This window comes from Paenibacillus sp. FSL L8-0158 (genome assembly GCF_038592965.1).
Classification (GTDB): Bacteria; Bacillota; Bacilli; order Paenibacillales; family Paenibacillaceae; genus Paenibacillus; species Paenibacillus polymyxa_D.
On sequence record NZ_CP151949.1, the window covers coordinates 391,853 to 415,000 of the forward strand.

Annotated in this window: 17 protein-coding genes (1 of these 17 running past the window's edge); 13 read left to right on the forward strand and 4 right to left on the reverse strand. The window is 48.0% G+C overall.

The annotated features are described in order from the left end of the window. Positions 1–2: 2 nt before the first annotated feature. On the reverse strand, positions 3–2,357 hold the full coding sequence (locus NSQ68_RS01690) for a glycosyltransferase family 39 protein (RefSeq protein ID WP_342427778.1): 2,355 nt from the start codon (positions 2,355–2,357) through the stop codon (positions 3–5). A gap of 290 nt (positions 2,358–2,647) precedes the next feature. Here NSQ68_RS01690 and NSQ68_RS01695 point away from each other — a divergent pair, with 290 nt between their 5' ends. Both NSQ68_RS01695 and NSQ68_RS01700 read left to right on the forward strand, forming a co-directional pair. Next, entirely contained in the window at positions 2,648–3,334 is a 687-nt protein-coding gene (locus tag NSQ68_RS01695) for a response regulator transcription factor (protein ID WP_250242209.1), read from the forward strand. Next, entirely contained in the window at positions 3,331–4,827 is a 1,497-nt protein-coding gene (locus NSQ68_RS01700) for a HAMP domain-containing sensor histidine kinase (RefSeq protein WP_342427779.1), read from the forward strand. The genes NSQ68_RS01695 and NSQ68_RS01700 overlap by 4 nt, the downstream gene beginning before the upstream one ends. Before the next feature lie 83 nt (positions 4,828–4,910). On the opposite strand, the gene NSQ68_RS01705 is transcribed toward NSQ68_RS01700, so the two are convergent. Continuing rightward, positions 4,911–9,194: a S8 family serine peptidase gene (locus NSQ68_RS01705; RefSeq protein ID WP_342427780.1), complete on the reverse strand. Its 4,284-nt coding sequence runs from the start codon at positions 9,192–9,194 to the stop codon at positions 4,911–4,913. 362 nt (positions 9,195–9,556) lie between these two features. On the opposite strand from NSQ68_RS01705, the gene NSQ68_RS01710 reads away from it, so the two are divergent. Beyond that, positions 9,557–10,492 carry a manganese-dependent inorganic pyrophosphatase gene (locus NSQ68_RS01710; protein WP_274386410.1) on the forward strand — a complete coding sequence of 312 codons (936 nt, stop codon included), beginning with the start codon at positions 9,557–9,559 and terminating at the stop codon, positions 10,490–10,492. 285 nt (positions 10,493–10,777) lie between these two features. Here the strand turns inward: NSQ68_RS01710 and NSQ68_RS01715 are convergent, their stop codons facing one another. Both NSQ68_RS01715 and NSQ68_RS01720 read right to left on the reverse strand, forming a co-directional pair. Beyond that, complete coding sequence (locus NSQ68_RS01715) at positions 10,778–11,320, reverse strand: MarR family transcriptional regulator (RefSeq protein WP_307353835.1); 543 nt, start codon at positions 11,318–11,320, stop codon at positions 10,778–10,780. Positions 11,321–11,431: 111 nt separating this feature from the next. Beyond that, a complete protein-coding gene (locus NSQ68_RS01720; RefSeq protein ID WP_342427781.1) occupies positions 11,432–12,394 on the reverse strand; it encodes a DNA ligase in 963 nt (320 codons plus the stop codon). Positions 12,395–12,586: 192 nt separating this feature from the next. On the opposite strand from NSQ68_RS01720, the gene NSQ68_RS01725 reads away from it, so the two are divergent. The 10 genes from NSQ68_RS01725 to NSQ68_RS01770 all read left to right on the forward strand — a co-directional run. Beyond that, positions 12,587–12,862, forward strand: coding sequence for a GNAT family N-acetyltransferase (locus tag NSQ68_RS01725; protein WP_307353855.1), 276 nt, complete (start codon positions 12,587–12,589; stop codon positions 12,860–12,862). A gap of 294 nt (positions 12,863–13,156) precedes the next feature. Then, positions 13,157–13,720, forward strand: coding sequence for a DUF420 domain-containing protein (locus NSQ68_RS01730; RefSeq protein WP_307353869.1), 564 nt, complete (start codon positions 13,157–13,159; stop codon positions 13,718–13,720). A 185-nt stretch (positions 13,721–13,905) separates the two neighbouring features. After that, the gene (locus tag NSQ68_RS01735) at positions 13,906–15,180 is read left to right on the forward strand and encodes a sugar ABC transporter substrate-binding protein (protein ID WP_342427782.1); all 1,275 of its coding nucleotides are present in this window, start codon (positions 13,906–13,908) and stop codon (positions 15,178–15,180) included. A 63-nt stretch (positions 15,181–15,243) separates the two neighbouring features. Further along, positions 15,244–16,125, forward strand: a complete 882-nt coding sequence (locus NSQ68_RS01740) for a sugar ABC transporter permease (RefSeq protein WP_307353857.1) — start codon at positions 15,244–15,246, stop codon at positions 16,123–16,125. Continuing rightward, positions 16,125–17,015: a carbohydrate ABC transporter permease gene (locus tag NSQ68_RS01745; protein ID WP_307353870.1), complete on the forward strand. Its 891-nt coding sequence runs from the start codon at positions 16,125–16,127 to the stop codon at positions 17,013–17,015. The genes NSQ68_RS01740 and NSQ68_RS01745 overlap by 1 nt, the downstream gene beginning before the upstream one ends. 49 nt (positions 17,016–17,064) lie before the next feature. After that, on the forward strand, positions 17,065–18,891 hold the full coding sequence (locus NSQ68_RS01750) for a beta-N-acetylglucosaminidase domain-containing protein (protein ID WP_342427783.1): 1,827 nt from the start codon (positions 17,065–17,067) through the stop codon (positions 18,889–18,891). A gap of 100 nt (positions 18,892–18,991) precedes the next feature. Continuing rightward, complete coding sequence (locus NSQ68_RS01755; RefSeq protein ID WP_342427784.1) at positions 18,992–20,527, forward strand: DUF4127 family protein; 1,536 nt, start codon at positions 18,992–18,994, stop codon at positions 20,525–20,527. Between the two features lie 5 nt (positions 20,528–20,532). Further along, positions 20,533–21,252, forward strand: a complete 720-nt coding sequence (locus NSQ68_RS01760) for an N-acetylmannosamine-6-phosphate 2-epimerase (RefSeq protein ID WP_342427785.1) — start codon at positions 20,533–20,535, stop codon at positions 21,250–21,252. Continuing rightward, positions 21,230–22,069 (forward strand): MurR/RpiR family transcriptional regulator, encoded by an 840-nt coding sequence (locus NSQ68_RS01765; protein WP_342427786.1) that lies wholly within the window; start codon positions 21,230–21,232, stop codon positions 22,067–22,069. Before NSQ68_RS01760 ends, NSQ68_RS01765 begins: the two co-directional genes overlap by 23 nt. Before the next feature lie 157 nt (positions 22,070–22,226). Beyond that, a protein-coding gene (locus NSQ68_RS01770; protein ID WP_342427787.1) for an ROK family protein crosses the window boundary here: on the forward strand, positions 22,227–23,148 show its 5' portion. It continues 14 nt past the right edge of the window; 922 of the gene's 936 nt are visible here — the first part of the coding sequence; it begins with the start codon at positions 22,227–22,229; its stop codon lies beyond the right edge, outside the window.

Genomic DNA, 23,148 nt, shown 5'->3' on the forward strand with positions numbered 1-23,148 from the left:
ATTTATAATGTGATTTCGTATAAAGTACCGCTTCCGCCACGTTCGTCTCCGCCAGGGCCACCTTGACCATCCTGGGCGTTCGCATTGCTGTTCGTGGTGTCACTTCCGCTCTCGGTGGCTTTAACGTCTGTACTTGTTTCGTCTGTTGTTGTTTTCCATTCATCTGTAGGGATCAACTTGCCGTGTTCTTTGATCCATGTAGTGACTTCAGAGTTACCGCCGTCCGGTCCGCCGCCTCCACCAGAAATCATGAAGTACTTCACTTGGCCGCTTTCGACCAGTGCCTTAATTTTATCGACGGTATAGACTGGATCGGAAGATACAAAACCGTTCATAATAATTACTTTTTGTCCGGCCTCGACCAGGTAAGGAGCAGCCGTTGAATAATTACTTGCTGCGAAAAGGTAGGTTTCACCTGTGTTATTTTTTTGCAAATAGCTCAACGTTTTTTGATCTAAGCTTTGGCTACCGTTGGGTCCCCCCATTCCTCTGGAACGGGTAGAAGATTTTTGCTCCGTGTCTGTACTTGTTTGTGTGCTTGAAGTATTTCCATCAGGACTGGAATTCTCTGCATTATTGGTCTGGTTATTCGTTTGAGTTCCTTCGGCTTGTTGTCCATTGGCGCTCTGACCTCTATTGCGATCATTGCCACCTGGCATTCCGCCACCACCACCGCCGCCAAATTGAGTGGGTCCGGCTTGTGGAATCATGCTGTTCCCTCCGTAGATGATCGGTGTCAATGCCCAATATGCAGGACCGATAAACATAGCGAGTACACTTGCAATGATGGCGAATCTAGTGAACTTCTCAGATTTCATTCGTGCTACTACCAGTAGCGCTGTGCCGATGATCCCTAGGATCAATACCGCTATGGACCAGCCGCTGCCAATGGTGTCGTTGTAATTTTGCAAAACGAACCAGCTAAATACCGAGGTTGCCAATACTGCTGCGGGTAACAGCCAGGAGAGCCAGTTGGAACGCTCGCGATACTGCTGCCACAATTCTACGAATCCTGCTCCAAAGAGCGCTGCAATTGGTGGCGCGAGCATAATCAGGTAATAATGATGAAAGAATCCTGCTACGCTGAAAAATGCAGCTACGGGAATCAACCAGGCCAGCCAGAAGATGACCTCTTTGTGTTTCTGTGTGATATTACGACGTCGAATGCTTGCAAGCAGGCCGATGGAAGCAATTAATGCAAATGGAAGCAGCCAGCTGGCTTGACCTGACAGGGAGGATTGGAACAACCGTAAAGGTCCTTTTTCGCCAGTACCGAACATGCCGCCACCAGAATTCCCTCCCGGTCCACCGCCTGGACCGCCCTGGCCACCTTTCCCGTCTCCAGGACCACCTTGTCCGTTGCCGCCAAATCCACCCGGTGGCATTTGACCACTTGCACCCAATCCGCCTGCTGTCATGTTGTTGGTACCTGAGTCATCCGTAGAGGTAGTGCTGTCCGATGATGTGGTCGTCTGAGCCTGATCTGTGTTCGTATTGCTACTATTCGTTGCAGCGTTATTGTTCCGATCCGTGCGTTCACCGCCACGATTGCCACCTGTACCCTGATCTCCTGTTAGACGGGACAGACCGTTATAACCAAAGGCCAAATTCAGCACAGAGTTCGTACCGCTACTCCCCATATAAGGGCGTTCATCTGCCGGAGTAGAGTCCACTACGACTGCCCAAGAGAGTGATACGATCAGGAGGACAACTGCTGATCCTACCAGTGTTACTGCTTTTCGCTTCCAGTTAAACTTGGAAGCCAGCAGGTAGAACAGTCCCAATGCGGGAACGATCATATAGGCTTGTAACATTTTTTCGTTAAAGGCGATGCCTACGACTGCGAAAGCAGCAAGGATCAGCCCCGTTTTGCTATTTCTAATGCCTCTGAACAATAGCCATGTTGCGAGCAACAGTGTGAAAACCAACATAGCGTCGATGTTATTCGTACGGCTAACCGCTACGGCTATCGGTGTCGTTGCCATGGCGAAGGCGGCCAACCGTGCAGCCAGTGTACCGAAGCTTGGTTTGACAAGCAGGTAAACGAGCAAGACCGATCCGACCTGAGCCAGCGCTTGCGGCAGGATAACGCTCCAACCGTGAAGACCGAATATATAGGCGCTCAGCGACTGAATCCAGAACACCACAGGCGGTTTGTCTACCGTTACCGATCCGGCAGAATCAAGTGAGGCGAAAAAGAAGTTGTGAAAGCTTTGTAGCATGCTTGCTACGGCCGTCGTGTAGTAGGTGTTTACATATTTGTCTTGCCAGATGTTGTATCCGTTCAAAAATGCGGATATCAGCATAATGATGATCAGAGGGATGTCCGCCCTGGTCTTAAACCATTTTTTAATCATGTTCATTCCACTCCCTGTGAAAAATTTCTTTGTATTTATTCCGTTGTTCTAGCCGCTATCTTCAGGACTGCGGAATGACCAGCCGCTTCCGATCTTGGCCCGGTGAACTACCGGCTTGCTATTATCATGCCAGACGTACCTTAATGCGTTCTGAGCGCTCCCTGAACGTTAGCTGAAAGCTGAGCAGGGATGCTTTTTTTACGACAGGATTCAGTTATATTAGATACAGGTAGCAAATGAACTGGCTTTTTTATGAGAAAAATGTGGCAACATGAAAGGGAAGATGAATAATGAATCCAATACACGGAGTTAAAATTATGCTGGCAGATGATGAGCCTCATATTTTGCAATTTTTAGAGCTTGGACTGATTAATGAAGGATATGAAGTCAGAACCGCCGAGAACGGGAGTGCAGCGCTCGATTTGGCAAGAGAGTTTCGTCCGCATGTAGCGGTGCTGGATGTGATGATGCCGGAAATGAACGGTTTTGAGGTGTGCCAAAGTCTCAAGGAGACGGAGGATAACATCGCGGTCATTATGCTGACTGCCAAGGATGATGTAGACGACCGGGTAAAGGGCTTAAAACTCGGCGCGGATGATTATGTCGTAAAGCCCTTCAGTTTTAATGAGCTGCTGGCTCGCATTGAAGCGCGCCTGCGCAATCAGTTCCCCGATCTGCTGGGAGAAGTGGTTCACGGCCCCTTTCAAGTGGATGATCGACGCAAGGAAATTCGTTATCAGAGTCAGGTGCTGGAACTGTCGCCTACCGAATATGAACTATTGAAGTTTCTGGTGCTTAATCACGGGATTGTGCTGAGTAAAAGTCGTATTCTGGACCGGGTATGGGGATACGATTTTGGAGGCGAGGATAATATTGTTGAGGTGTACATTCGCTCTTTACGTGAAAAACTCAAAGACAAGGAGCACCGGGTCATCCGTACGCTGCGCGGTGTGGGATACCGGGTGGATCTGCTATGAAGGCGGGCGGGAAAAGTCGGAGAAAATATGCACTCCGTTCTCTCCGGTCCCAGCTTTTAGCCAGAACATTACTCATTTTGGCTTTGCTGCTCGTATTGATTGGTTTTCTACAATATTTTCTGATGAAAGATTTTCTGTATCGCAGCCGGGCAGAAGCTATGAATACACAGCTGAATTCAATTCCTGCCGACTTATTGATTAAGGATTCGCAGGAAAAGAGCGGGGCTGGGGTAACCGTTCCTCAAGATGAGTCCAATCGAAGGAGTAATCGACCGGGACCGTTTCTGTTTTGGCCGGATATGTCGCTTGCTTCTATAGGTATAGACGGCACCTTCCAGAGCTTGTCCAATGAAAATGGACTTAAACCGCCGCGTCTCACCACTCAGCAGTATCAAGCAATGCAGCAGAGTAAGCGCATGCGTCACGGCTATCAATTAATTACGGATGATCAGGGGAAAGAGCAACTGGTTGTATTCCGTCCGCTCGGTCCACCTGACCGTTCTTCCGGTTTACTTCAAATGGGCGTATCCACGACTTCTATGCAAGAGCAGTTGATTAACCAGCTTCGCACCTTTATTTTATTGTCTCTGATTGCGCTTGCGATTGGGTTGGCGCTTATGCTGCCTGTGCTGCGCCGCACGTTGGTGCCCCTTTCCAGGATGGTCGAGGCAGTCAAACGTATTGATGCCGGCAATCTGGCCGAGCGCTTTGATGCAGAGCAGGGGCAGTATGAGGTGGATCGTTTGGCGGTTTCATTTAACGGGATGCTGGAACGGCTGGAGCATTCTTTTGCTGCCGAGCGGGAATTGCAGATGCAGATGAGACGATTTATTGCGGATGCTTCCCATGAACTGCGCACCCCGCTCACGTCTATTCACGGCTTCTTGGAAGTGCTGCTTCGTGGGGCAGCATCTAATCCGAAGCAGCTTCAGTCGGCACTAGAAAGTATGTATGGTGAATCCAAGCGGATGAATAAACTTGTCTCTGATTTACTATTGTTGGCTAAGCTGGATCGAACACCGGAGTTGAAGCTGGAAGACATACCACTAGATGCGTTGCTGCTGGAAATGAAACCGCAGCTCCTTATGCTGGCAGGTACACGTAAAGTGGTTTTTGATATGACGGCAGGTATACGGGTATTGGCAGAGGGGGATAAGATCAAGCAGGTAGTGCTCAACCTGTTTCACAATGCGGTTCAGCATACCGATATGGAAAGAGGTGTGATCCAGGTAAACCTGTCTGCAGGTAAGAAGTTGGTGGATATCCAAATTCGTGATAACGGACCAGGCATGAGTAAAGAACAGCTGGAGCGGATATTTGAGCGTTTTTATCGTGGAGATGAATCGCGTACACGTAGCTCAGGCGGGGCGGGCCTTGGTCTGGCCATTACACAGTCTATCGTGGAAGCACACGGCGGGAACATTACGGCCGAAAGCACACCGGGAACAGGGAGTGTATTCAAAGTAACGCTGCCTTTAGCAGGAACAGTATAGTATTGCAGATTATGGCGTAACATAAAAAAAGCCCCCCGAACCGCAGCTTTGGTTAAATAACGGCTCGGGAGGCTTTTTAATTGTTAGTTAATCAGCGCAGCTTTTTGTAAAAGCACATGCAGCACCTTGGCAGATGCCTCACGCGTTGTAGGTGCATTCGGCTGGAAGTAGGAGGAGCCTTTAATCGCTTCTCCGTTGATGATACCTGCTGCACTTACTTTTTCAATACTGTCCTTGGCATAGCCTGCAAAGGATGAAGCATCATGGTACGGTGTGCGTACAGGGCCATCGGCTGCTGCTTTGATTTGAAGCAGATCTACAGCTTTACCCAGCACGACAGCAATTTCTTGACGACTGATATTAGCGTTCGGATCAAACTTGTCGCTGCTGCGGCCCGTAATCAATCCAGCTTCATAAGCGGCTGCTACATCGCCGGAGTACCAGCTACCTGCCGGGATATCACTGAATGGTGCAGCAGTACCCGGTGTCAAGCCGAGTGCCCGGGTTACCAGGGCTGCAAATTCTGCACGTGTCACGTTCTTCTTCGGTGAGAAAGTCGTGTCGGTCGTGCCGTTAATCAGCAACTTGTTCGCCAGCGATTGAATTTCGGATTGGGCATACGACGATGAAATATCTTCAAAGCTAACGGGACGTGTCGCCGCTGCATACGTCGAGAAGCCCGGACGGCTTACCTTGACGACGGTAGATCCATCAGCCTGCTTGGTGAAGACGGATGGAACGGGATAGACATTTCCGTTTGCCGTATAGAGTACACCGGCTGTATTGGAATCAATTTGACCAGGCACGGTAAAGGATCGGCTAATAAACTGTCCTGGCGCAACTTTGAGCGGTTGGCTCTTGCCACCAGTGACAACGTTAGCTTCAAACCCTACCGGGGTACCGATCACATTAGAGCCTTTCAGCTTACTTGTAAAAGTGCTGCTTGCCTCTGTCTGGCTGCTGATGACTACTTCAATGCCTGCACCAGTAGGAACGTTTTTCAGAGTGGATACTGGCAAAGCCAGAGAAGAACCTGTATTACTTACAATCAAGCTGCTTCCTGCTGCAGCTTTGCCCAACGTTGCCAGTTGTGACGAAGTGAGTGATGCTTTCGTCGTTTGGCCTGTTTGGCTAGTAGCCGACAGCACAATAGCTGTCGGGCTGGAACCTGCTGCTGTCACAGCAGCCTGCAGGTCTGCATCGGTTACTGTCAGCGACTGTACATTATTGTTTAGCGCAACGGTTGTAGTGACAGTTTTAACAGCCTGTCCTTGCTTCACTACGCTTTGCAGTGAAGGAGCAGATGTAGGAACAGGGGTGGATGTGTTCGTTGCAGCAGAAGGTGTAGTATTGCTTCTGCCGCCACCTCCACCACCGCCTCCACCACTACCGCCCGATGCGGCGCTATTATCCACACGAATAGCTTTAGTGGCGGTGAACAGTTTAGGACCATCGGTATTGCGTTCAACTTCGCCCTTTTCATTCAGTTCAGGAGAACTAACTTCCAGCTTGTACACACCATCTTTCAAGTGTTGAATCACGGGCTGACCGTTAGCATCCAGCACAGGCTTGCCATTGTCATCTAATTCCACGTAACTTCCGTCAATGCCCTTAAAGGAGTATGCGCCTTGTTTGAGGCGTGCATTGTCACCTTGTTCCTTGGAGGTCGTAATTCCATCGATCAGACCGATTAACTTGTCATCTACGCCGTATACATAAAGCGCGATCTGGTTGGTTTTATCTGTGGTCAGGCGGAAAGCCAAATCTGTTGAGCGCTGAGCACCTGTCCGACTTGGGTAAATAATCGGGTTGGTAATACTCAGGTCCTGTAAGCCGAAGCCTGTCGTTGGATTTTCCTTGCCCACATGAACGACGAACGGCAAATGAAGTGTTGGCAGTCCGGCGCTTTTCAGAATAACTTCCCCTTCATATACACCTGTGGCTGCACCTGAATTTGGTTGTACAGACAGGAAGAACGGTTGAGATTTACCCGGTTCTGCCGAGATGGCTCCATTCGCGCCGACACCTTGCAACTGAACGGCAATGTTGCTTACGTCAGGTGTTGCAATCGGCTTAGTTGGATCAGAGGTCACATTAACATGTAAAACGGTGCTGGCTTCATATTGCACAGTGTTAGCCGACAAATTTTTGAGTTGAAGCTGGATCTGCTTCGCATCACTACCAGGTCGTAACACTCCGAAGCTGGCGGAAGGATTGTAATTCACAACCTCCTGCCGATTAAAGTTTTTATCGAGAATTGTAATCTTTTCGACGGTTTCCAGCAGGGCTGGCGTCTGAATCGCATTAGCGATGTTTACAAGGCCTGCACCTTGGGAATACACATCATATTGGATTTTATCCTCATCAAAGAGTGTAACTGAAGTGTTTGCCAGAGCAGCGCGGATATCAAACGGTGTCCAGTTCGGATGCTGCTGCTTCAGCAGCACGGCAAGTCCAGCCACATGCGGAGAGGCCATACTTGTTCCGTTACTACGTTTGTAGGCTTGCTCATAAGAAGCATCCGGATAGAACTTGGCGAAGGCAGGGTAGGTTGACAAAATGCCAACTCCTGGTGCGCTCACATCCGGTTTGATGCTAAGCAGTTCATCTCCATTAGGCCCACGGGAGCTAAAATCGGCCATGGTATTACCAGGATTGTCAGTACGACGATACTCTTCTCCAAAAGCAATAAAGAATTTTTGTTTGTGGTTTTGGCTTTCAATGATTTGTCTTGCCAGTGCTCTACCTTCTTTTCCTGTCATGTCAAAGGTAGGGATATAATCGACATTGTCTCCTTGATTCGAATTAATGTAACCATCGTAACCAGGGATAGCTTCACTCAGATTGGCTTGTGTGCTGTCGCCAGATTTCGCTTGACCATTAAAAATAATAATAGCCTTTGCACCATTTTGTTGTGCGTTTGCGATCTTGTCTACGAAGCCCAAGACGCCACGCGATACGATCACAACCTTATCTTTTACATCTTTAGAAGTGAAATCATCTGGATATCCCAAATTGACATAAACCAATTCCAATGGTTCTGTCCCCAAAATAGAAGAAAAATCCTCATGGAAAGTTTGCCAAGCCATCATATTAAAATTGTAATAGGTATCTGATGTAACTGTTAAAGGCTTTTCATCATTACCATAGGTTACAAGATTGACGGATGCTTTATTTGAATAGCTATGGCTCGGGGAAGTGGCTGCACCGACGGAAATCGCCAGCTGTGATGTTGCGGGAGAACCCATGGAATAAAAATAGGGTCCTTGTTGTGCCGCATTACCATTCGCTATGACCGCGACTACACCGGAAAGTACAGCATTATTAATAGCAATGGAATCCGGGGAGTTCGGGTCCTTTTCGGAATCCGAGCCCAGCGACAGGTTAATGACGTTCATACCATCTTTGACAGCGCGTTCAATGCCATCAATGACCTGTGCGGAGGAACCGGAGGAGCGACCTGTCTTGGTATTGCGTCCAAGCACTTTATACACGTATAAGTCCGATTTATAGGCAATACCCTTTTGCACAATATCCGAGGATTTATTGGCGGCTTTACCAGCAATCGTGCCGGAGACGTGAGTACCATGTGTCGTTCCGCTAAAACCTGTGCCGAATGGATCATTCTCCTTTTCAAGGAACGGTTCCTCGTAAGGGTCGTTATCCTGTTCAAAAGAGTCATATCCGCCTTTATAGGCTTCTTTCAAATCCGGATGCTCATAATCGATACCGGTATCAATAACCCCAACCTTGATTCCCTCGCCATTCAATCCTTTGGCCCAGGCTTCAGGAACACCAATCTGGTCCAGCGGTGCGTTATCATAAGTGGCTTCACTGGCTGTAAGTGTTGGCGGGTCCTGTACGGGGATGGAATAATACGTTTTGTTTTCATGAATGGATTTCACGCCTGGCAGTTTAGCCAGTTCTGGAATCTTATTGGCTGGCAGTGTGACCTCCAAGCCGTTAAGCACCGTATTGTACTGGTAATTCACCTGAAGAGAAATACCATGCTCAGCGGCTTGGTCTACGAACGTAGTTTGCTCAGTGGCAATCGCGGATTCCGCTTTTTGCTCAGATTGAGCTGTAAAAGCTTGGACGCTTGAACGTGCTGCATATTTGTCCACGGCTAAGGGCTCACCATCAAGCTGTACGATGACTCTGACCTGGCGGGAAGAATCTGTGCTGAGCTCTGGCGAAATGAAGGCCGGAGCCGCCTCAATAGTCAATGCTTGCTGAGCTTCCAGAAATGAGTTGATTTGCAGATCTGCGGTAGCAGCAGAACTGAAAGACGGCAGAGATAAGCTTACCGTCAAGGCAAGAGCGAGTGATACGACAGGTATTTTTTGCAAAATGATCGGCTTTTTCAAAGATTTCCCTCTTTTCAATCAAAATATGATATCTCTACATACTAGGATTTGAAGCCACTGCCGTTATTCTCACGCCTCCCTTAATATCTAAAATAATAGAATTGACCACTGGTGACTAACTTGCCAGTTTTGAGGCATATCTTACCATATTGGTGGGATATATTACTATATGTTTTTTATATTTTTAGAAAAAATAAGGGTAACATCACATATAGATTCCATGGAAATGTTATGAATTTACTAGATTATTTTTGAAAACAATCGAAGGGGAATGGGAGAATGCGAGATTTAATGATATAATCTGCATTGGAATTCTTGAGGTTTCACAATCATGTAAAATGCCTAAGGCAAAGGAGTCGATTATGTTGGCAAAAACATTGATTTTCGGGCATAAAAATCCGGATACGGATACCATTTGCTCAGCTATTGCTTATGCAGACTTAAAAACCAAACTGGGCGCGGACGTAGAGCCGGTTCGTCTGGGCGAGGTGAACGGGGAAACGCAGTATGCACTGGATTATTTCAAAGTGAGCGCACCACGTCTGGTTGAGCAGGTTGCTGCTGAAACGGACAACGTTATTCTGGTCGATCATAATGAACGCCAGCAAAGCGCCGCTGATATTGACAAGGTACGTGTAACTGAAGTCATCGACCATCACCGGATCGCTAACTTTGAAACAAGCCAGCCGTTATACTTCCGCGCTGAGCCAGTGGGTTGCACAGCCACCATTTTGAACAAGCTCTACAAGGAAAATGGTGTAGCGATTCCGAAGGATATCGCAGGTCTAATGTTGTCCGCGATTATTTCCGATTCCCTGTTGTTCAAATCCCCAACCTGTACCGATCAAGACGTAGCTGCTGCTCGTGAACTGGCTGAAATTGCTGGTGTAGATGCAGATCGTTACGGATTTGACTTGCTTAAAGCGGGGGCTGATTTGAGTGGTCACACCATTGAACAGTTAGTAAGTCTGGATGCCAAAGAATTTCAGATGAATGGTCGCAAAGTGGAAATTGCTCAAGTGAACGCAGTAGACGTAAACGATGTGTTGTCCCGTCAAGCTGATCTGGAAGCTGCATTGGCCCAAACTATTGAAGCCAAAAATCTTGATCTGTTCTTGTTCGTCGTAACAGACATTGTGAACAGTGATTCCATTGGTATTGCGCTGGGAAGCCAAGCCCAGGCAGTTGAAAAAGCCTACAATGTACAGTTGGATGACAACAAAGCTGTTCTGAAAGGCGTCGTATCGCGCAAATCGCAAATTGTGCCTGTATTGACAGACGCATTTAACAGTTTGTAATGATAAATAATAAGCCTCCTGAACCCGACTGCATAAGGGCAGTGGCAGCAGGAGGCTTATTTTTATTTCTTCAGTTATGCCAGACGTCTCCGATGCGGAACTCAAATGCCAATTTCAACTTCAGCGCTGCCCATCATGAAACCGCTACCATGAAAAATGAAGAATACAGGGAGTGGATGATCCTTTCTTTCCGATGTACTTTGAGAGAATACGAAGGTTTGAAATCGGACGCAGCTACCATTCTACCAGCCGATATGCGGGCAAGTTTGACGAACAGTTTTTGCCTCAGTCTTCGCACCATTTTTCTCTCCCCTCTCTGGAGTCGGTTAGACGCGAACCTTTAACATCTTCAAACGCAGAACGTACGCGTGACAAATAGGTTTGGAACTGACAGATTTCCGACTCACTAAAGTCTGACATCAGACGTGAAGCCAGCCCTACGAAAAAGGGATCCATCTGTTGAATTTTACTTTTTCCTTTATCATTCAGGGACACGAACACTCCCCGCTTGTCATTGGGATCGTCATATTTATTAATGAATCCCTCTTGTTCGAGAGAAATAACCATAGAACTGATTGCTGCCCGGCTTACACCCATCTTTTCAGCCAAAGCAGAAGGAGATGACATTTCATCTCTTTGTGCTGAAAGTACACAAAGCGCGATATATTGCCCGTAGGAGAGACCAAATTCACGTGAACGTTTCTCCATGTTTTTACGTATTTCATAAGTTATGGAAAATAAATCTACCAGAACACCAATTGGTTTATTGCCACCTGGAAAGAGATTATAGGCCAGTTGACGAATTTCGGAGTCCAAAAAAAAGAACATGCGATCCACCTCGATGTAGTTAATTAGTTAACTGTAATTTAATTAACCACTGGTTGCAATGATTTATACAAATTTTGTTCCGCATTTTTTTGAAAATATATCTGTAAAACGTCACATCCAGGGGCCGATACACTGATCGAGGCCCTGATTCACAAAGGCTTGTATGGAGGGCTGACGCAGGGTACGTCCTTCTTGCCACCGCCACTCACTATATTGAACCTTGGCGGTATACATAGGTTGCACCCAAAGTGCATCTTGATGCCGATCCGGCTTATTGCTAAAAGGTCGCTCCGATATGGTATGGGGCAGCAGGCGCTCGGTAAGCTGACGCCAATCTTCCCGAGTCAGCTTACCCGTACCCACATGCCCGATATAGCGCAGCATTCCTTGTTTATCATATTGGCCCAGCAACACAGCGTTGATAATGCCTCCGTTCAGGGTATAGCCACCGATAACGGCAATGATATCGCCATAATTTTTGACCTTGAGCCATCGTCCGTCCTTTCCGCCCAATGTGTACGGACTATCCAGCTTTTTACACACAATGCCTTCCATTCCTTGGCTGCGCATGACCTGAAATAGAGCTTGTCCATCAGGATGAGCAGGAGCCAGTTGAATCCGTTCATTCGGTATGATGATCTGATGCAGCAGTTTAAGCCTTTCCTGTAACGGTTTAAGATGAACCCACTCCCCGTTCAGATAAACAATATCAAACAACATGTAAGTAGCGGGTACTGCTTCATAGGCTGACTGAATTCGATCCGTCCGGCGAATCATATCCCGTCGCATAATTTCATGGAACGATGGCTTACCGTCGGCACCGAGTGCGATCATTTCCCCGTCCAATATGACCGAATCAGCCTTACAGTAGGAGGGGAAGAGAGCGAGCTCCGGGTATAAGAGCGTTCGTTCATGCTGCTTGCGGTTGAACAGGCGTGTGCGGCCCTGGTCGTGATACGTCAAAATTCTCGTACCGTCCCATTTTATTTCATAACGCCAAAGGCCCGGATCTACGGGTACTTTTTCGCTCAGTTCTGGTTCAAACGGGATGACAGGTTTTATTTCTGTACGCAACGCAGCATCTCCCTTGCCTTAATGTGAATAAATATAGTGTCGACGATAGATCTTATTTTATGTATGGGATGTTTCGCTGATCCCTAAATAGGGGAATGATAAGGATATCTAGCGCCGGCATGAAGTGATTGCATTAATTCGTTAGCATGAGTTGTTACGGGATTTTCTTCAGTCAGAAAGGGGATTGGTCTCATGAGACAAATTCGCGAGGAGGACCATGCAGTAGTCATGGTGGATGATGGACAGGTAGTTGCAGAAGTAGGCTATAAATCCATAGATGACCACTCATTGGTCATTGACCATACATTTGTATCCGAGCAGTTACGGGGTCAAAAAATCGGCAAGGAGCTCATCGACAGAGTGGTTGAGATGGCAAGGAATCAGCATAAAAAGGTTATCCCTGCTTGCTCGTACGCACTTGCTCTGTTCAAGCGCCATAAAGAATACAGTGACGTGTGGCAGCAATGAATATGGATCATCAAGGTTGCTTAACTGCATAACCGACACAACACCGGAGCGGGTAATCAGACTCTTCCGGTGTTTTTTTGTGTGCATAAAGCTTGTAAAATCAATGCATTCTACCGTTGATATAGGGAAACAAAGGGCAATCCTCAAATGTTGAAGCACATTTCTTGCCGGATGGCTGTGAAATTGTTCATACTGTTGTCACTTCACAGGCTAACTATGAGTTTTATATAATATATTATGGTTATGACCGCAAAAATAATGAAAACCTGAATTTAAACGAAGGAGACGCTCATGATGAATAAAGCGAGTGAGGACAAGCAGTACGCTCCAACGAGCAATCGTAATTTTACAGCCTTGATTATCACCGTTTCCATTATAGCCAACGTGATTATTTTGCTGCTGTTCTTTTCGCCGATCGGATACCAGGGGAGTGTCAGTTTTGATCTCACTATTTTCCCAAGGTTGAATGCGATTTTTAACAGCTTCACATTTATTTTCCTGGTGGCTGCATTGGTTGCTATTTTCAAGAAGAACATCAAGGTGCATAAAACCTTTATTCTGCTGGCCTTTGCCAGTACCGTTTTATTTTTATTTTCCTACCTGACCTTTCACTACATTTCGCCGGAAACTGCAAAATATGGCGGTGTGGGTATCCTTCGTCCGATTTACTTTACATTGTTGATTTCGCATAGCATACTAGCTGCGATTATTGTACCACTGGCCCTGTTCACGGTTGTATGGGGATGGACGATGCAGGTAGCAAAACATCGTAAGATTGCGCGCTGGACGATGCCAATTTGGCTATATGTGAGCTTGACCGGGGTACTGGTGTACGTTTTCATGGCCCCATACTATTAATAGATGTGAACCCTTTGCATGGGTTGATTTAAGGAAATGGCGTCTCTGCTGAAGAGACGTCTTTTTTGTATCCAATAAAAGAAAAATTATTCCTTCTAAATTTATTTTATTGAAAAAACGTTCCTTCTTTAGCGGCATTTCTGCTATAATTTGCCTTAATCAACTAAGAACAAGGGGGTCACCATGTGACAAAGAAAGCGAAAGGCAGGTTACGGTTGCTTGTATCTATGCTAGCGCTGGTTGTACTGCTGAGCAGCTGCGGTGGTGGAGGGTCAAAGTCGGAAAAGGTTGACGGAGGGAAAGTAACACTGCAATTTTGGACCATTGCACTACAACCTACATTTACCCCGTATTTCAATCGGGTGATTGCCGATTATGAGCAGAAGAACCCCAATGTCAAAATTGACTGGAAGGATTACCCTTATGACGCAGTAACCAATAAGCTGTTGACAAGTATCGCTAGCAACAGCAGTCCAGATGTAGTCAATCTCAATACAGAATTTGCTAGCCAAATGGGCTCCAAGGGTGCTGTTGTTGATATGAATGAGCATTTGTCGCCCGAGGAAAAGGCTGCTTATTTCGAGGGTATTTATAATTCTACAGTTATTAACGGTAAAGCTTATGCGCTACCTTGGTATACCGGTACAGAAGTACTTTACATGAATACAAAGCTGGTCAAAGCCGCCGGATTGGACCCTGCTCATCCGCCCAAAACCCGGGAGGAATTGTCTGAATGGGGCCGTCAGATCAATAGAAAAATTGGCAAGGCAGGCTATGCTCAGCAGCTTGTATCCAAGCTTTTCGCTGTTGACGGCATTCCTATTCTAAATAAAGAAAAGACAGCGGCGGCGTTCAATACACCAGAAGCAGTCATCATGATTGATAATCTAAAAAAACAGATGGAAGATGGCGTTGTACTCAAAGAAGACGCTGAATTCTCACAACAAGTGAAATATTATGCCGGCGAGCAGGTTGCTTTCGAGCTGGCAGGCCCGACGTTCATCAATTTTATCAAAACGGCAGCGCCAGACGTTTATAAGAACACAATTGCTGTCCCTGTCCCAACTGGCAAAGCCGATGTGCGGCTCTCCAACTCTATGGACCTGGTCGTACCTGCTAAGTCTGTACATGTGGACGAAGCAGTGAAATTTGCTGTTTTCTTGACAAACGCAGAGAGTCAAACTGCTTTTTCTAAAGCGGCGAATACACTGCCTTCCACGAAAGAATCTATTAAAGATCCATATTTTACTCAGTCTGACAAATCATTAGAAGCACAAGCCAAGGTAGTATCCGCGCAAAGCTTGGATAAGGCAACAGATTATATGGTCGGTGTGCCTAATGCCAAGGATGTGAACAGTGCCGTCGCGCGAGCCTTGCAAAATATTTTATTGAACGGAAGAGATACGAAGGAGACGCTTACTGCCCTGGAGCAGGAAGTGAACGATATTTTAAAGCAATAGGTTTGACAGGGGAGTGAGTGAATACTCCCCTGTTCATTTATCAAAATCAGGTGGTGATGCAGCATGATCAAATGGTTGAGGTCGGAGTCCTTTACGGCCTGGGCCTTTATGACGCCGGGACTGTTATTGCTTGCCGTCTTTGTATTTTGGCCTATTATTTACAGCATCCCGCTGGCATTGACGGACTACTCTGTCATATCAGATACCCATTTTGTCGGCTTGGATAATTTTGAAGCGGCGTTTAAGGACCGTAACTTTCTTATTTCGATTTGGAACTCATTGCTGTACGTGCTCATTGTCCCCTTTCTCCAAATTTTCTCCATCCTGATGGCCGTGCTTGTGAACAGCCGTATCCCGGGAATTAAAATATTTCGTACGACCTACTACATCCCTGTTGTGACTTCGATGGTAGCGGTAGCCTTAATTTGGAGCTGGCTGTTGGGCAATAACAGCGTAGTGAACTACTTGCTCATACAAGTCGGCTTGATTAGCAAAGACATACACTGGTTATCGGACAGCAACTTGGCCTTGTATGTACTGATGTTCATCACAATGTGGAAGGGACTCGGGTATTATATGATGCTCTATCTGGCTGGATTACAAAATATTCCTCAAGATCTGTACGAAGCCGCTAGAGTCGACGGTGCAAGCCGATGGCGTCTGATTGTCCATATTACTCTTCCACTGCTGAGACCCTACGTTCTGTTCTGTACCCTTATATCGCTCATGTCAGCTATTCGCGTATTTGATGAAGTATATGTACTAACCAAGGGTGGACCGGGAACGGCCACGCTGACATCCAGCTTGTATATTTTTCAAAAGGGGATGGAGCAGTTTAATTTTGGGTATGCTTCCGCGCTTGGCTTAATTGTCGGTGCAATGATTGCCATACTTAGTATTATCGTATTCCGATTCAATAGGAAAGGTGGTGTCAATCCCTATTGATGAATCTAAAGGATGACAAAATGGTACGCTCATCTCTTCCTAAAAAGGAAAGCAGCCGCATCATGCGGAGTCTTGCTCGAATGCTGAGAATGACGGTCATCTATGTTCTACTAGTGCTTCTCGCCCTCTTTTTAATGGGACCGTTCCTATGGCTACTCAGTGTATCCCTCATGCCAGGCCGTAACATTTTTTCAACGCCGCCCGCTATTTTTCCAACCTTCATTGATTTCGACAACTATGTTCAGGTGTGGCAGTTCATGAATTTCCCGAAATATATGCTGAATACGGTCATCATTACGACGTTGGGCGTTGTGCTCAATGTGGTGCTCGCCAGTCTGACAGGATATCCCTTGGCTGTGTTTCGTTTTAAGGGTAAAAATCTGGTGTTTGTGATGCTGATTGCCACGATGATTATTCCTTCCTACACCGCATTTATTGTGCACTATCTGACCATTCAAGGGCTTCATCTGGGCAATACATATTTGGGTGTAGTGTTGCCTGGGGCAGTCTCCGTGTTCAACATTTTTCTGATGCGACAGACGTTTATTCATATTCCCACCGATGTGCGTGATTCCGGTAAAATGGACGGCGCTTCGGAGTTTCGAATTTGGTGGCAGCTGGTGCTTCCGCTGGTCAAGCCGGCGCTGGCTGTAATTTCTCTGTTGGAGGCGATGTCGTTCTGGAACAGCTTTCTGTGGCCTATCGTTATTTTGAACGATACAGAGCTATATCCGCTGGCAGCTGCGCTCACATATCTCAACGGTCAATTTGCCTATAACTTCGGCTGGATTGCCGCAGGTACAATGATTTCGGTACTGCCGATCATTATATTGTTCCTGTTTACGCAGCGCTACTATATGGAAGGTTTGGCGGGAGCGGTAAAAGGATAGCCAGTAGTCACGGCTACGAAGAGCCTGTGAATGGAAGGAGACGATTGCGATGGAACTGTCCGAAGGAACGGGGCCTTATTCGAGTGTAGGGCTAACACCGCAGGAGATTCAATATTATTTTCGTGATGTTTATGACAGCGGGGAAAGACTGGTTATCTCCGAACCGCGTCTGATCTGTGAACTATCCTCTCGCTTTGCAATGAATCAGGAGTATGAAGGTGTGCTGGACCCCGAGGGACCGATCAAGCTTATTGTGCCTCCAGGGCCGGGTGTACCGACTGAAACACGGGGAAGTGTGCAGTTGGTGCTCGAATATGACGGAACGCTTGCTGCAGACGGATATCGGTTGGACATTCAGAAGGACGGGCGGATTGAAATTCATGCTTCCAATAAAAGAGGGCTCAAATACGGCATGGATGCCTTGCATCTCCTGCTTCAAGTTGAACAGGAGCGATGTACTCTGCCGGTGATGTCTATTCGGGATGAGCCTTCCTTCCCGGTCAGAGGAATTATTGAGGGCTTCTATGGGAAACCGTGGAGTTTCGCGGATCGGCTGGATGCTGTCCGTTTTATGGCTGCGCATCGGATGAACACGTTCATGTATGCCCCCAAGGATGATCCTTATCATCGTGAGCTATGGAGAGAGCCGTACCCTGAGGATACGTTTGCCCAGATTTGCGAATTGAAGGAAGCCTGCGAACGGCATGAGATTGATTTTCATTATTGTATCAGTCCAGGGAACGACCTGAGCTTTGGCAGTGATGAAGATTTCTTTAAATTGACTGAAAAGCTGGCGGCCGTGATTGCGATTGGCGTACGTCATTTTTCTGTGTTAATGGATGACATTGACTACGTACTCAAAGGGGAAAATCGACATTTGCTGGGCCGCTCGGGTCACGCTCATGTCTTTTTGACGAACAAGGTTCATACATGGCTGGCTGAACGGCTGCCTGAGTTTACCCTGGCGGTCTGTCCTTCGGAATATTGGTCGTATTGGGATACCGAATACAAAAAGGATTTCCGTGAGCGGCTGCATCCGGAGATTAAGGTGTTCTGGACGGGGTACTTTGTTTTTGCTCCACAGATTAGTCGCGAGCATGCCGCCGATAATCATGCATTCTTTGGGCATGAGCTATGGCTCTGGGATAACATCCCGGTGAATGATTGTGACCATGATCGGTTATTTCTTGATCCGCTGCGCGGACGGTATTCCGGGCTACCAGACTGCGGGCATACCGGTATTGTGGCCAACCCGATGAATCAGTGGGAATGCTCCAAAGTGACGCTCATTACGATGTCCCACTTTATGTGGAACAGTGAACGGTATATGCCTGAGCTATCTTGGGAATGGGCTGCGCGGGAGTTAGCGGGAGAGCGTGCGGATGAACTGATGTTTTTCTGTCGTCAAAACAGGAACAGCAGACTAGGCGGCAACACGTATGAGGACGTGGACCTTGCTTTGCAGATGCGCGATATCCCTGCGCTGGATATGTACTTTGAGCGGCTGCTTCAGGCTGTGAGCGTCCTACGGAGCGTGCCTGTCGGTGATCCGGCGGCAGGATTCGTGTCCCAGGCCGCACCGTGGCTGGAACGTGCCGAGCTGGATGTGGGCCTATGGCAGGTGTTGCGTCGAGCTGCGCTCAGCAGCGAGCAACAGGATGATGCACAGTCGGGGGAGAGCAGCACGCCGAGGGAAGCAGTTGACGAGCACGAGCCGTCGCCTCTGACAGACGAAATCGTAGGAGAACTGCGGCGCGGTATCACTGCTTGCTTAGAAGCTGAGGCTCGGCTGGGTAGCAATCCGGCGATTCGTGCTGCCGCGCAGTGGGGTTATGTCGATCAAGACGAACAAGGGAAATATCGGCTGATCTTGTGAGTATTTACGATGGATTAGGTAACCAAGGCAGCATAGCTGCCCTGAAAATAATCAGTTGCCGTTAGGATAACGGTAATTTTCAGGAGAGGTGGAACGTAGGGTGAAGCCAAAAACCCGATTACTTTTTATACCGCTGGATGAGCGGCCCTGTAATTATCAATTTCCTTATTTACTGGCACAGGGCACAGACTGGGAAATGGAGCGGCCCCCATTAGAATGGATGGGACAAAAGAAAACCCCTGGCGACACGACCAGACTATGGGCATGGCTCGAAGAACGAGCGGCGGCGGCTGATGGAGCCATTGTTGCGATGGATACGTTGCTGTACGGAGGAATCGTACCTTCTCGACTACACAGTATGTCGAGCGAGCAGGTCAAAGATAGAGTGAATCGGCTTCGCAGGCTAAAACAGCTATATCCGCAACTGACCCTGTATGCATTTCAACTGATTATGCGCTGTCCGCAATATTCTTTGGCTGATGAAGAACCGGATTACTATGCCGATTGGGGTCGTGAGATATTCAGAAAGGGCTTCATTGAGCATCGTCAGGAGCTGGGGATTGCTACCGCAGAAGAGTTACTCGAATTAGCTGATATCAACGAGCGTCTGCCAATGGAAATACTGGATGATTACCTGGGGCGTCGCTATGTGAATTTGGAGGCCAATGAAGTTGCGCTGGATCTCGTAGCAGAAGGTATCATTGATTTTATGATCATCCCACAGGATGATTCGGCTCCCTACGGCTATACCGCCAAGGATCAGCAGCGGCTAAGAAGTCGTATTTCTGAGCTTGGGCTGGATTTGAATGTATACATGTACCCGGGGGCAGATGAAGTGGGTTGTACGTTGCTGGCTCGTTGGGTTAACAAGATGAATAATGTAGTCCCACTGGTGTATCCCCGATTGTCTGCTCTGCAGGGGGCATTCGTAGTTCCGCTTTTTGAAGATCGCTATTTTTACGAAACCTTAAAATATCAGATTATGGCGGCAGGTGGACTGATAGCTTCCTCAGCAACGGAGGCTGATTTGATTTTGTTGGCTAACACACCCGGTGACACGATGGCAGAGGCTTCATCTCAGCAGCGTGCAATGACCGGATATGATGTACATCGGAATGTAGTAGAGCTGGTTGAGTACGGTTCTTATATGCTGCACGCAGGTCAAAATGTTGCAGTTGCTGATGTGGCCTACGCCAACGGCGCAGATCTCAAGCTACTTAGACTATTGAAGCAAAAAGGACTGCTTTTTAAGCTGGCGGGTTATGCAGGCTGGAATACCAGTTCTAACACGCTGGGCACCGTCATTGCCCAGTCTATGCTGTATACCCACTATGGCTCTACGGAGGAACATTTGGATTTTCTGTCGCTGCGCTACGCTGAGGATGCCTGTTATTGCGCTGTGGTACGTATGGCTATGAATAACGGAATTGTGGAGCAGATGGGCTTTACCAAGTTTATGCTCGATGGACCGAGAGGCTCAGTAGCTGCGGTTATTCGCGGACGGCTGGAGCAGGCGCTCAATGAATATGTGAACGGGCCGGAAGGCCGCGTGGAAATTATAGATTGCTACATGCCGTGGAACCGCACCTTTGAAGTCGGATTAACCGTACGGCATCATGCCGAGAAGAGAGGGTGATTCCTATGGGAATGGAAGGTGTATTATCCAAAGTTCAGCACGGACTGATCGTGTCCTGTCAGGCGCTACCAGGCGAGCCGTTACATGGAGCAGATTCTATGGTCAAAATGGCGCGTGCCGCACAGCAAGGTGGAGCTGTGGCGATTCGCGCCAATGGCGCATCGGATGTACGTGCGATTAAACAGGCAATTTCTCTACCAGTGATTGGCTTGATTAAGCGGGATTATGATGATTCTGATATTTATATTACGCCTACCCTTCTTGAAATGGAGGAACTGGTGAAGGCAGGCGCGGATATCATTGCGCTGGATGCCACATTACGACCGCGCCCAGCGGGATGCAAGCTGAAGAGGCTCATAGATTATGCCCATGAGCAGGGAGTCACTTCCATGGCAGACATATCGACACTGGAGGAGGCGATTCATGCGGTCTCCCTTGGCGCAGACTGCGTTTCCACCACGTTATCCGGGTATACGCCGTACTCTGCTCAGGTTGAGGGTCCTGATCTGGAGCTGGTTCGGAGAGCGTCGGAACTGGTTCCCGTTCCTTTAATTGCAGAGGGCAAAATTTATGATCCAGCGCAGGTTGAAGAAGCATTCCGAATGGGAGCACATGCAGTGGTTGTAGGCTCGGCGATTACCAGACCCCAATTGATTACGCAGCGGTTTGCCGATGCCGCAAGGAAGGCAGTGAAATGCATCTATGGAGATGAACGACCGAATTAAAACGTATTATCCTTCATTAACGAAATCGGAGCAGAAAGTTGCCTTGTGCGTACTGGAGCATCCCGCAGACATCATATATTTCTCTGTGACGGAGCTGGCGGATTTTGCAGGTACAGGCGAAACGACCGTCATGCGCTTTTGCCGGAAGATTGGTTTTAAAGGTTATCAGGATTTCCGACTTTCCCTAGCGCAAAGCCAGACTTATCGTAAAACCGATATGGGCGAGGAGAACACCGACCCAGACGACGAACAAGATATTACGCGTACGGTGTATCACAACATGCTCGATATTTTGCACTCCAGTATGGGACTGCTGGACCATTCAGAGCTTGGTCGTGCGATTGCGTGCCTCGATCAAGCGGGCTATGTTCAATTTTTCGGCGTAGGTGCTTCGGGGATTTCTGCGCAGGATGCTAAAAACCGTTTCTTACGGATCGGGCGCCGCGCCGAGGCCGTAGCAGACGGACACATTCAGTCGATGATGGCGGTGTCCATGAACCCGGGTGATGTCGCTATCGGCATCAGTGTATCAGGAAGTACGCTGGATACGAACGATATGTTGCGCAAAGCCAAGCAAAACGGTGCAACTGTTATCGCAATTACGAATTATGCGAAATCACCCATTACCTCCATTGCAGATATCGTGTTGCTGACCGCAGGCAAGGAAGCGCCGATAGAAGGTGGTTCAATCGGCGCTAAAATCTCACAATTATTCGTGATTGACCTGATCTGCGAAGGGCTTGCTCGCAAGCACACGAATCACACCAAACAGATGAAGGAAAAAACAGCGAGAGCCGTAATTGAACGAAGCTATTGAGATTTTTCAGTTATGAATTGAAAACTGTGCGTTTCGACAGGCTCAATGACTTGTGTTTGTGGTGCTTATGAATGGCTATTTCATGTAATTGCTGTTAATAGAAGGTTTGTACAAAGAGTTAGTAAGCTTTTATGTGGGCAACAAGGAGGTTGGTGTGGTGGCAGCTGCTGTGAACAGAGTCATAGGGATCGACATTGGGGGCACATCGGTGAAGGCCGCCATAGTGGCACGGGACGGATCGGTGCTTGATGAAATCCGGCTGGATACGGACGCTTCTCGTGGACGTGAATGGGTGTTGTCGCGGGTGTCAGAGTCTGTGTTTGGACTGTTGCGTTCTTTTGGAGATACCAGCCTCGGTGCCCATATAGATGTAGGCGCTCTAGGCATTGCTACTGCTGGCAGAGTAAATGTGGAGAGCGGCGAAGTGGTGTATGCCACAGATAACCTACCTGGCTGGCAAGGTACATCCTTAGTAACGTGGGCTAGAGAAAAACTGGCTTTACGAGCGGTTGCTGATAATGATGCGAACGCAGCTTTACTTGGAGAAGCGTGGCAGGGAGCGGGGAAGGGCAAGCGACGCTTGGTGATGCTCACGTTGGGAACAGGTGTCGGAGGTGCATTTATGGAAAATGGCCTCTTGTGCAGAGGGGCTCATTGGAGCGGCGGCGATTGGGGCCACAGTATTCTATTCCCCGGGGGACACCCCTGCAATTGCGGAAAAAAAGGGTGCGCCGAGCAATATGTATCGGGGAGCGCCCTGTTACGTCGAGGTAGGGAACACGTCGGTAAATTGTACCGCTCGGGGGATGAGGTTGTGAAAGAGGCCGCTCACGGTAACCAGGAAGCAATCCAGGTGCTGGAAGATTACACCGCAGATTTAGCTGTGCTTCTGGCTAACATCTCAGTGACTCTTGATCCTGAGGCGATCATTGTAGGCGGAGGAGTAGCGGACGCGGGAGAGATCTGGTGGCCCATGCTGGAAAAGCATCTGCACCAACTTGGTGTTCAAACGGAAGTGAGTCGGGCATTGTTGGGCAATCGCGCTGGAATCATCGGCGCTGCACAGCTTGCCTTCGAAA